8 protein-coding genes are annotated in these 10,746 nt (G+C 68.8%); 6 read left to right on the plus strand and 2 right to left on the minus strand.

Going from position 1 to position 10,746, the window contains the following annotated elements; genetic code table 11:
* Positions 1–21 precede the first annotated feature (21 nt).
* Together Q0741_RS20830 and Q0741_RS20835 are read right to left on the minus strand one after the other, a co-directional pair.
* The gene (locus Q0741_RS20830; protein WP_298235109.1) at positions 22–930 is read right to left on the minus strand and encodes a dienelactone hydrolase family protein; all 909 of its coding nucleotides are present in this window, start codon (positions 928–930) and stop codon (positions 22–24) included.
* A 63-nt stretch (positions 931–993) separates the two neighbouring features.
* The gene (locus Q0741_RS20835) at positions 994–2,451 is read right to left on the minus strand and encodes a RepB family plasmid replication initiator protein (RefSeq protein WP_298235110.1); all 1,458 of its coding nucleotides are present in this window, start codon (positions 2,449–2,451) and stop codon (positions 994–996) included.
* Between the two features lie 1,111 nt (positions 2,452–3,562).
* Between Q0741_RS20835 and Q0741_RS20840 the strand changes: the two genes are divergently transcribed.
* From Q0741_RS20840 to Q0741_RS20865, 6 genes are all read left to right on the plus strand, one after another.
* Positions 3,563–4,840 (plus strand): ParA family protein, encoded by a 1,278-nt coding sequence (locus Q0741_RS20840; RefSeq protein ID WP_298235111.1) that lies wholly within the window; start codon positions 3,563–3,565, stop codon positions 4,838–4,840.
* A gap of 10 nt (positions 4,841–4,850) precedes the next feature.
* Positions 4,851–5,807, plus strand: a complete 957-nt coding sequence (locus tag Q0741_RS20845) for a ParB/RepB/Spo0J family partition protein (protein WP_298235112.1) — start codon at positions 4,851–4,853, stop codon at positions 5,805–5,807.
* Between the two features lie 678 nt (positions 5,808–6,485).
* Positions 6,486–7,700 carry a phosphoglycerate dehydrogenase gene (gene serA, locus Q0741_RS20850; RefSeq protein ID WP_298235113.1) on the plus strand — a complete coding sequence of 405 codons (1,215 nt, stop codon included), beginning with the start codon at positions 6,486–6,488 and terminating at the stop codon, positions 7,698–7,700.
* Positions 7,701–8,160: 460 nt separating this feature from the next.
* Positions 8,161–8,640 carry a MarR family winged helix-turn-helix transcriptional regulator gene (locus tag Q0741_RS20855; protein WP_298235114.1) on the plus strand — a complete coding sequence of 160 codons (480 nt, stop codon included), beginning with the start codon at positions 8,161–8,163 and terminating at the stop codon, positions 8,638–8,640.
* The gene (locus Q0741_RS20860; protein ID WP_298235115.1) at positions 8,637–9,887 is read left to right on the plus strand and encodes an MFS transporter; all 1,251 of its coding nucleotides are present in this window, start codon (positions 8,637–8,639) and stop codon (positions 9,885–9,887) included. The genes Q0741_RS20855 and Q0741_RS20860 overlap by 4 nt, the downstream gene beginning before the upstream one ends.
* An 87-nt stretch (positions 9,888–9,974) precedes the next feature.
* On the plus strand, positions 9,975–10,746 hold a 772-nt coding region (locus Q0741_RS20865), incomplete at its 3' end, for a hypothetical protein (RefSeq protein ID WP_298235116.1).

A 10,746-nucleotide genomic window follows, 5' to 3' on the forward strand; every position in this document is an offset into this window, starting at 1 on the left:
CAGGGCCGCCGCGGCCCCGGCTCAGGCGCGCAGCGTGGCGTTGAACAGCGCCAACGTGCGGCCCCAGGCCTGGCGCGCCGCGGCTTCGTCGAAGCGTGGCGTGGTGTCGTTGTTGAAGCCGTGCTGCGTGCCGGGGTACTTGTAGGCCTCGTAGCGCACGCCGGCTTCCTTGAGCGCCGATTCGTAGGGCGGCCAGGAGGCGTTGATGCGCTCGTCGTTCTCGGCGAACACCAGCAGCATGCGCGCCTTGATGTTCTTCACCTGGTCCAGCGCCGGTGCCGGGCCGTAGAAGGGAGCGGCGGCAACGAGCTCCGGCACCCGCGTGGCGAGCACGTTGACGGCGCCGCCGCCCCAGCAGAAGCCCACGGCGCCCAGGCGGCCGTTGCCCCCGGACAGGCCCCGTGCCCACTTCGCGGCGCTCACGAAGTCCTCGCGCGTCTTGGCGGCATCGAGCTGGGCGAAGCGCTCGCGCGCCTTGTCCTCGTCGCCTGGGTAGCCGCCCAGCGGGAACAGCGCATCCGGCGCCACGGCGATGAAGTTCTCCAGCGCCAGGCGGCGCGCGATGTCCTCGATATGCGGATTCAGTCCCCGGTTCTCATGCGCTACCAGCACCACCGGCAGCGCTCCCGCGGCCCGCGCCGGCCGCACCACGTAAGCCCGGCCCTTGCCGTAGCCGGACGGCGAGTCGAACTCGAGGTGCTCGCCCTTGATACGCGCGTCGCCGGGCGCGACCTGCTGGGCGCCGGCGAAGTCGGGGCTCAGCGCGGCGAGCAGCCCGGCCGCGGTGGTGCCGCCGGCCACGGCGTAGCGCGAAGCGCGGTCGAGGAAGCCGCGCCGGTCGATGCCACCGTGCACGTACTGGTCGAACAGGCGCAGGACCTCGGGATCGAAGTCGGCAGCGGTCAAGCGGGGTTTCTTGCTGTTGGACATGGCGCTTCCTGTGAGGAGGGAGGGCGCCTTTTTAACGCCTGCGCGCCGCTGCCGTACCCGGCGCTACAGCCAGCCTTCAGCCGCCCACACCGGCGCCAGCCACTTCGAGAAATACACCAGCGCCGAGGTGCCGAGCCGGGCTGCCGGATTGAGCTGCCGCGCCTTCTGGAAATCGCGCCAGATCCGGACCTCGGGCAGCCGGCCGTAATCCGGGCTCGCGGCCAGCACGGACTGCGGCCCCACCCGCTCCGCTTCGTAGCGGGCGTACCAGCGCTCCTTCTCGGCGTCGGGCAGCGCCAGGAAACGGTCCTTGGCCAGCATCCAGGGCTCCTGGACCGGCGTGGAAGCAGCTACGGGCAGGACGGAGGCAGAGGGCGCGGGCGCAGCCAGCGGGGCAGCGGCGGGCTGGGGCTCGCGGGCGGACAGCGGGACGGTGCTGGCCGGCGCCGGCGCTTCGGGCACGTAGGCCGGCGTGGGGGCCATGGGCGGCAGTGGCCGGGCCTCTTCGGGCCAGGGGGCCGAGTCCTTCAGGGGTGCATCCGGCACGTCGGGGAACTCGCCGCTGAAGGCGCCGTTGTCCAGCCCCTGGGTCACCACGGTGTGCAGGTAGGCGGGAATGCTCTTCACGTCGCCGAGTTGTTCGCTCTTTTGCAGGCGGCGCTCCACGGTCTCGATGACCTTGACGCGGTCGGCGGGAGCAAGCCGCTCCAGCAGCCGGGCCGCCTCGGTGCCGGGTACGCCCCACTGCGCCAGGCGTTCGAGCTGCCACTGCTCCAAGTCGGCCGGCGCAGACAGGGCCTTGCGCCGGGCCTTGACCACGAACTGCAGGTCGGTGGTGAAGCGGCCGGCCTTGGCGACGTAGTAGTCGATGCTGAACTTGTCCTGCTCCTTGTTCACCTCGCGCACGGCGGGGTCGAGCACGTCGCGCTTGAAGTATTTCCACTCCGGTGCCTTGCCCTTGGCACCGCCATCGCGGCCGCGGCTGGTGAGGATGTGGTGCCACTCGGTCCAGTGCAGCCGCGCCGACAGGCCGTTCGGGCTGGAGAGGTAGCGCTCGCCGATCTCGTACAGCACCAGCCCGCCCACGGTGCGGAAGCGGCGCTGGATCTCCAGTGAGATCAGCGAATAGACCTCGGGCTTGAGGATGTAGGGGCGCACCGCGGGATGGAAGTCGAACACCAGCGTGGGCACCTCCCCCGCCTTCTTGCGGATGGAGGCATAGCTCAGCAACGTGGCGCTTTCCCAGCGGTAGGACTCGCGGTTGAAGTTCTTGGGGCTGTCGCCCCAGTTCACGGCGATGGTCTGCAGCTCCGTGAGCGTGGTGGCCAGCACCTCCATGTTCTTGCTGTCGAAGCCGGCGAGCTTGCGGAGCTGGGCCACCGGCATCTCGTACATGTTGTCGGCATTGGGGCTGTGGACCTGCGCGTGCTTGACCAGGCAGTTCCAGAAGCGGCGCCCCAGCAGCGTGGCTTTGCCCTTGGTCACCCGCAGCGCGATGGTTTCCACGGGCTTGACCACCATGGCGCCGCGCCCGCCGAGAACCGGCGTTGCGGCTGGCAGCAACGTCGTCCTGGCTTTGGACGCCGGTGCGGAGGCCTGCGTCGGTTCGGCTATCGCCTTTTGCGCAGCGTCCCTGCGCGCGCGGGCCGTTGGGGTCTTCAACGGCAGTTCGGCTTGCGAAGGGGCGGATTTCTTCAAGGTGGCTCCGGAAAAAGCGGGCAGCGACTGTGAGCGATAAGTGCGCCCGGGTCAACGGTCCTCACCTGGCAACCAGTGCGGAAGTACCGCTGGCACGGTTTTGGGCTTCCACATCCTCGATTCGGGATCGGCCGCCTTGAAGAGTTTGAGATATCGGAATTGAAACCTTGAGGATTGATGCCTCGCCAAGTACTTGTCAGTGAAGGAGTTTTAGCACTCCGGGTGAGCCGCTTTGGGGACTTGGGTGAGCCTTTGTGGGGCTTGGGGTGAGTGGATATGTCCCACGCTCACGTTTGAGGTGAGCGCTTTTGGGCTGGCGGGTGAGTGGATATGTTCCTGTGGGCCGGCGTGACGCGACTGCTTGCGCGGACCGTCGAAGGACTTGCCAAAGGTTCGAAGACGGGTGCCTGCGTGGTCACGGCGCTGGTGGCCGGTCGGCTTGGGTCCGTCTGGCGAGGGGGCGTGCAATTCGGTTGGGGTGAGCTTTCTTGGGGGCGTGCCTTGCAGCCTCCCTGTGTGGCGAGGTGAGCGGTTTTGGGGCGTTCATAGGACTTTCAGCGTTGGTTCAGGTGAGCCGATTTGGGGAACAAAACGGTTCCTGAGGTGAGCTCTTTTGGGGCCTGCCGGGGTGGGAAAGGGAAGTCTTGGCGGTGGCACGCGCTCGTGTTCCGGGTCACGCGGCCCATGGGGCGCTCGCCCTGGGCGGCGGGTGGGGGCCATCCGGCTTCGGGTGAGCTTTTTTGGGGTTTGCAGGCCCGTAACCAGGGCTGCGACGACTTGATTCCCCTGCATGCCGCTTCGGCGACCGTCAAATTGGTGAAAAGACAAAAACGACGGTTGCGCGGTTGAGTGATGGTGCGGGATGCCTTCTGCGGACAGAGGCCTGGTTTACAGTGCGCCCTGTCGATCGAACCAGTGAGGGAAAAGTATGGAAGTGGCCCAGGATCGTGCCCAGCAACGCCCGTCCCAGGACGCGATGGCCGCGGCGAGCTCGGTGTCCATGGAGGACCTGCAGCAACTCGGCGAGCGCGTGACGGACCTGAACGAGCGCATCAAGCAGGTCATCTTTCGCCCTCAGGGCACGAAGGCCGCGCCGGTGTTCAATGCCGCGCAGGTGGCCGAGCTGTGTGGCATGTCCTACGAGAAATTCAAGCGCCTGCTGCAGCGGGCTGAAGAGCGCGGACTGCCCACCGGTGCGGGCAAGAAGGCGCTGTCGGAGGAAGGCGCCTCGGCCTCGCGCAACCGCATGTTCACGCTGGAGGACGCGCGGGCCTGGGTACGGGCCGAAGGCTCGATGCATCACCGCACCGAGGGCCAGCAGGGCGCGGTGATCACGGTGGGCAACTTCAAGGGCGGCGTGGGCAAGACGGTGTTGAGCATGTCCCTGGCCCAGGGGCTGTCGTTGCGTGGCTACAAGGTGCTGTGCATCGACTACGACCCGCAGGGCTCGCTGACCACACTGTTTGGCCTCACGCCTACGGACTTCGACGCCGAGGAGACCGTGATGCCGCTGATGCTGCCACGCGACCGCGAGGGTGCGCGCTCCACGCTGCTGGAGTCGATCAAGCCCAGCTACTGGGATGGCATCGACATGGTGCCGGGCAACTCCTCGCTTTTTGCCGGTGAGTTCTTCCTGCCCATCCGGCAGCAGGCGGCGCTGATGAAGAACTCGGTGGAGCCCAACTTCCTGTTCCTGGAAGTGCTGGAGAACGCGCTGCGGCTGGGCCCGCGCGACGAGTACGACTTCATCATCATCGACACTCCGCCGGCGCTGTCGTACCTGACCATGACCACCTACTGGGCCGCCGATGCGCTGCTGGTGCCGCTGCCGCCCGAAGGGCTGGACTTCACCAGCTCGGGCCAGTTCTTCTCGATGATGGCCGAGCTCGCCGGCACCGACCGCGGCCTGGCGAGCAAGGTTTATTCATGGATCGGCGTGGTGCCGAGCAAGGTGGACAACACCAAGCTGCACACCAAGGAAATCCTGAAGTGGATGCAGGACGGCTTCGGCCGCCACCTGCTGAACCTGGAGATCCCGGAGACGGCGGCCGTGCGCGTGGGCGGCATGAGCCTGAACACGGTCTACGACATCTCCAAGTACGTGGGCAGCCAGAAGACGCTGCTGCGCGCGCGCGACGCCTACGACAAGGCAGTCGATCTGGTGGAACACATGACGCGCAGCACGCTGTGGCGCGCGTCCAAGCAGGCCTGAGGTTGAGGTCATGGCATCCGGAAAGTCCCTGCTCAGTGAGCTGACGTCTCAAATCCTGTCCAAGCCGGCGGAGCCCGGGCCGCGCCGCAACCGCTCGGTGTCGGCGCCGATCGCCCTGCTGCGCGAGGTGGAGGAACGCGCCGAGCGCGGCACGCCGCTGCAGCTGCGGCTGGACCAGATCGACGAAGGCCCGTTCCACGTCGGCGGGCTGGATCCGGCGCGGGTTGCGGCGCTGGCGGAGAACCTGCGCCAGAACCCGCAAAGCTCGCCGGTGGTGGTGCGGCGCAAAGCGGACGGGCGCTACGAGCTCATCGCCGGGCGGCACCGCAAGGCGGCCTTCGAGCAGTTGCAGCGCGAGGAGATCGCCGCGTCTGTCGTCGCGCTGTCGGACGACGAGGCCGAGCGGCTAGTGTTCTTCGACAACCTGCTCGCGCCCGCGCTCAGCGACTACGAGAAATACCTGGGGTTCGCGCAGCGGCAGAAGTCCAAGGACCTGTCCTATGCCGAGCTGGCGCGCGAGTCGGGCTGGAGCAAGTCGCAGGTGGCGCGCTTCTTCTCTTTTGCGCGGCTGCCGGCCGAGGCGATCGAGCTGCTCAAGACCCGGCCGGCGGCGCTCGGTGCCAATGGCGCCGAAAAGCTCGTCGCTTTCGTGCCGGACCATGCGCAGCAGGTGGTCGAGGCCGTGCGCGCCCTGGTGGACGAGCGCGCGACGCAGGACGAGGTGATCAAGCAGCTTGCCGCGCGGCTGGCCGGCGAGGCCGTGCCCCAGGCGGAAGCCCAGCGTGGGGCGGCGCCGTCCGCGGTGGTTGGCACTCAGAAGCTGCGGGTGATGCACCAGGACCGCGTCTTCGCGATGGTTTCGGTCAAGGGCTCGCGTGTGGCCATCAAGCTTTCCGACGAGGCGGAAGCGGAGGGCGCGGTGAACGCGATCATGAATTACCTGCGGCTGCGGACCGAATCGCAGTAAGCGCGACGGCTTCGGCAAGGGGCCTCCGGCAGCAATGCCGGAGGCTTTTTTCGTTGGGGCACGGCTGCGGTGGGCGGGCGATCGTCCCTACTAGGGACGATCGGGGACGCACGATCTCTCAATGATTCATGTAGTGCGCGCCGACCTCGTGTTCCAGGGGGAGGGCAGCTCCGTCTTGTTGGCTCGAAACCGGCTGCTTGGGACACCGCTCCAGCCACCAGCCCGGGTCACGTTGATCGTCCCTAGTAGGGACGATTTGGCGCATCCGTGGAGTTCAGCCGCTCACTCAATACCCATCTCCTGTCTTGAGCCGGTCGGGACGAGCGTCGTCCCTCAGCCATGACGCGGGATGCGAGAAATGCTGCCAAGCGGCCAACCCGTTCCCGTGTCGATCGTCCCTAGTAGGGACGATCAGGCGTGCGCCGACACCCCTCGGCCATTTCCGGTGGACTGCTTTCCGCGAGACAGTGGTGGTGTGTTGCCAGGGCATGGTGGCGATGCCCAAGCTGTCCTCAATGTCGATCGTCCCTACTAGGGACGATTCGGCGAGGCCTCCCTGCACGGTGGACGCTCTTGCGACCACACCGGAACAGCCCTTGCCCGCCATCGCCACCCAGCACTCATCGCACCAGCACCATGTCCACGCCATCACAGAAACCATCGTCTCCGCGCCTGTCCATGCCCAAGCACAAGCTGAAATTCGTGCTGCTGGAAGGCATCCATCCCAGTGCCGTCGAGTTGCTCCAGGCGGACGGCTACACCCAGGTGGTGAGCCTGCCCAGGGCCCTGGCCGGCGAGGAACTGATCGAGGTCATTGCCGATGCCCATTTCCTGGGTATCCGCTCACGCACGCTGCTGACCGACGCGGTGCTGGAGCGCGCGCCGAAGCTCGCGGCCATCGGCGCCTTCTGCATCGGCACCAACCAGATCGACTTGCGCTCGGCCATGCGGCGCGGCATCCCGGTGTTCAACGCTCCCTTTTCCAACACCCGCAGCGTGGCGGAGCTGGTATTGGCCGAGATCGTGATGCTCATGCGCGGCATTGCGCACAAGAACGCGGCCCTGCACCGCAACGAGTGGCTCAAGAGCGCGGAGCGCTCCTTCGAGGTCCGCGGCAAGACGCTGGGCATCGTCGGCTACGGCCACATCGGCACGCAGGTGGGCGTGCTGGCCGAGCACCTGGGCATGCGCGTGGTGTTCCACGACATCGAGGCCAAGCTGTCGCTGGGCAACGCGCGGCAACTGCCTTCGCTGGCGGCCGTGCTGGCGGAGAGCGACGTGGTCACGCTGCACGTACCGGAGACGCCCGATACGCAGTGGATGGTCGGTGCCGCACAGATCGCGGCCATGAAGCCGGGGGCGCACCTCATCAATGCCTCGCGTGGCACGGTGGTGGACATCGACGCGCTGAGCGCCGCGCTGGAATTCGGCCACCTGCACGGCGCCGCCATCGACGTCTTCCCGCAGGAGCCCAAGGGCAACGACACCTCGTTCCGCTCGCCGCTGACGCGCTTCGACAACGTGCTGCTGACGCCGCACATCGGGGGCTCCACCGCCGAGGCGCAGGCCAGCATCGGGCTCGAAGTCGCCTCCAAGCTGCTGCGCTACAGCAACAACGGCTCCACCGTGAGCGCCGTGAACTTTCCCGAGGTGAGCCTGCCCGAGCACACCGGCCGCTGCCGGCTGTTGCACATCCATCGCAACGTCCCGGGCGTGATGGCCGCCGTCAACGAGCGCTTCTCCCAGGCCGGCATCAACATCGCCGCGCAGTACCTGCGCACCAACGAGGAGGTCGGCTACGTCGTCATCGACGTGGAAGCCGACGCCAGCAAGGTCGCGCTGGACCAGCTGTGCACGGTCGAAGGAACGATCCGCTGCCGGACGCTGTACTGAGCCAGAGCGCAGGCCCGCATGGCGGCGAACGCGGCGCCATGCGGGTCCGGCCAAGCGCCTCGATGGCACAAGGCCAGGGGCTGATCCGCGCCATGGGGCGCTTCCAAGTGCTTGTCACCCAATGGTCTGCGCCACCGGCATCATGCGCAGGCAATTTCCTGCCAGAAAAATCAACCTTTGATTACTTCCGTTATCTGAAGCCAAGAACACCTTGAAGCCACGGGTGGCACGCCTGCGAGAGAACAGAGGGGCATTCCAGCCACTTCGCGCAGCCGGAAGCCAACGCAACGGGCACGCGCCTGAGTCCCTCAAGCCCCGGGCCGGCCTCTTTCCCGGTCCGCGTTCAGGCTTGGCGAGGCGACGGTTTCACGCGCTTCCAACACGGTCTTTGCCGCCGGAGCCTGCAGGCGGCTGCGTGCTAAGCTGAATACGTGCATATGCACTCAAAAGGATGCCTGCCATGTTTCCTCCGATTGCCGGTGCGTCGCCGCCGGCCTTGCCCCAGGGCTGTACCTGTGCCCGGCTGCGCCGGCTCACCCGCCGCATCACGGCGGTGTACGACCGCGAGCTCGCCGCCGCGGGGCTGCGCGTCACGCAGTACTCGCTGCTGAGCGTGCTTAGACACGCGGCCGGCGCCGAGGGCATGCCGGTGACGGAGCTGGCGGCGCGCATGGACATGGACCGCACCACGCTCACGCGCAACCTCAAGCCCTTGATCGACCAGGGCCACGCGGCGCTGGCGTCCGACGCGCAGGACCGTCGCGTGCGCCGCGCGCTGCTCACGCCGCAGGGTGCGGCGGCGCTGGAGGCCGCTCGGCCGCACTGGCTGCGCGCGCAGCAGGAAGTCAACCGCACGCTGGGCGAAGCCACCGTCGCCGATCTGCACCACTGGCTGGACACGGTGACGCCGGCCTTCAGGCCCGAAGGAGAAGCCGCATGAGCACCACGTCCGCCGCCGGCGTGACGCCCGCCCACGCCACCGCCACCCGCAGCCCGTGGCTGTTCATGGGCGTGGCCGCGGCGATCCTGATGATCACCATGGGCGCGCGCCAGTCGCTGGGCCTGTTCGTCTCGCCGCTGAACACGCACACCGGGCTGGGCATCGCCACCATCAGCTTCGCGATGGCGGTGGGCCAGTTCGTCTGGGGCGCGGCGCAGCCGGTGTTCGGCGCCGTGGCCGACCGCTGGGGGCCCGGGCGCGTCATCGTGCTTGGCGCCGTGATGCTGGCCGCCGGCATGGCGCTGACCACGCAGGTGACCAGCGAATGGGGCCTGATCATGGCGCTGGGCGTGCTCAGCGCCGCCGGCGCCGGGGCGGGCAGCTTCTCCATCCTCATCGGGGCGACGGCGCAGCACCTGCCGCCGCAGCGGCGCGCCTTCGCCAGCGGTTTCATCAACGCCGGCGGCAGCTTCGGGCAGTTCCTGTTCGCGCCGCTGAACCAGGCGGTGATGTCGGCCTTCGGCTGGATGCACGCGCTGTGGGTGATGGCGCTGGCCTCGCTGGCCACCGCGCCCATGGCCTGGTGGCTGCGCGGCGAACGCCGGCCCGCGGCCTCCGCTGCCACGGTGTCCGGCGACATGCCGCTGCGCGCGCAGCTGCGCATCGCGCTGCGCGACCGCAGCTACTGGTGCCTGCACGCGGGCTTCTTCACCTGCGGCTTCCACATCGCCTTCCTGGTCACGCACCTGCCGGGCGAGGTGGCGCTGTGCGGGCTGCCGGGCGGCGTGGCCGCCACGTCGCTGGCGCTCATCGGGCTGGCCAACATCGCCGGCAGCCTGGGCGCGGGCGCCCTGGGCAACCGGGTGCGCATGAAGATGCTGCTGTTCTGGATGTACGCGTCCCGCGCCATCGCGGTGCTGGTCTACCTGGCCGCGCCCAAGGAGCCGTGGACCTTCTACCTCTTCGCCGTGGTGCTGGGGGCAACCTGGCTGGCGACCGTGCCGCCGACGGCCGGCCTCACGGCCAAGCTCTTCGGCACGCGCTACCTCGCCACGCTGTTCGGGCTGACGCTGCTGAGCCACCAGGTGGGTGGCTTCTTCGGCGCCTGGCTGGGCGGGCTGGCCGTGGTCCACACCGGCAGCTACGCGTGGATGTGGTGGGCCGACGCCGCGCTGGCCTTGGCCGCCGCGCTGGTGAACCTGCCCATCCGCGAGGCGCATCCGCGGCCGGCTGCCGCGCCGGCCTGAGGCCGGGCGGCCCCGGCGGGCATCACACTGGAGGGCGCCGGCGCGAGCGCCCGCCGGGCCGGCGCGTCATCCCCAGATCCCATTTCCATGCAACGACTCCTTTCCGAGCTCCGCCGTCTCTTTCACCTGCCCATCGAAGCCCCGGCCGAGGGCGCCGCGCCCGGTGCGGACAGTGCCCTGTACGCGCTGCAGCGCCAGCTCGCCGGCGAGGGCTGGCTGGAGTTGCAGCCGGTGGATGCCCAGGGCTGCACGCGGCTGCTGGGCATCGGCTTCCACGGCTTGGCCCGGGGGCAGGGCGCGGCGCATTGCGCCGCGATGCTGCAGCTGGCGCGCTGGCTGATGGAGGCGCTGGACCTGCCCGAAGCCGGCTTCTCCGTGAACGGCCGCGACGGCTTCGACCTGTGGCTGCCGCTGGCCGCGCCGGTGCCGGTGTCCGAGGCGCACGAGCTCGTGCAGCGGTTGCAGGCGCTGCATCTGCACGAGCTGCAGCAGGTGCACCTGCTGCCCGCCGCCCCGCAGCCGGCGCTTGCGGGCGCGGAGCCGTTGCGGCTGCCGCCGGGGCTGCATCCGGATTCGGGGCTGTGGTCCGTGTTCATTACGCCCGGGCTGGCCCCTTCCTTCACCGAGGAGGCGGGCATCGACATCGCGCCCAACCTCGACAAGCAGGCCGAGCTGCTGGCGCGGCTGCAGCCGATCGCGCCGGATGAATTCACGCGGGCGCTGCAGCGGCTGCGCCAGCGCGCGGGGCAGGCGGTCGAGACGCCATCGCCGGAGGCCGACGCGTCCGGTGCCAGCGCAGGGGCGGCGGGCGGCGCGACCTTCTCCCCGGTGCCGCCCGCGGCCGGCAACGCCGCGGCGC

It is taken from the genome of uncultured Azohydromonas sp. (assembly GCF_937926365.1).
Lineage (GTDB): Bacteria > Pseudomonadota > Gammaproteobacteria > Burkholderiales > Burkholderiaceae_C > Azohydromonas.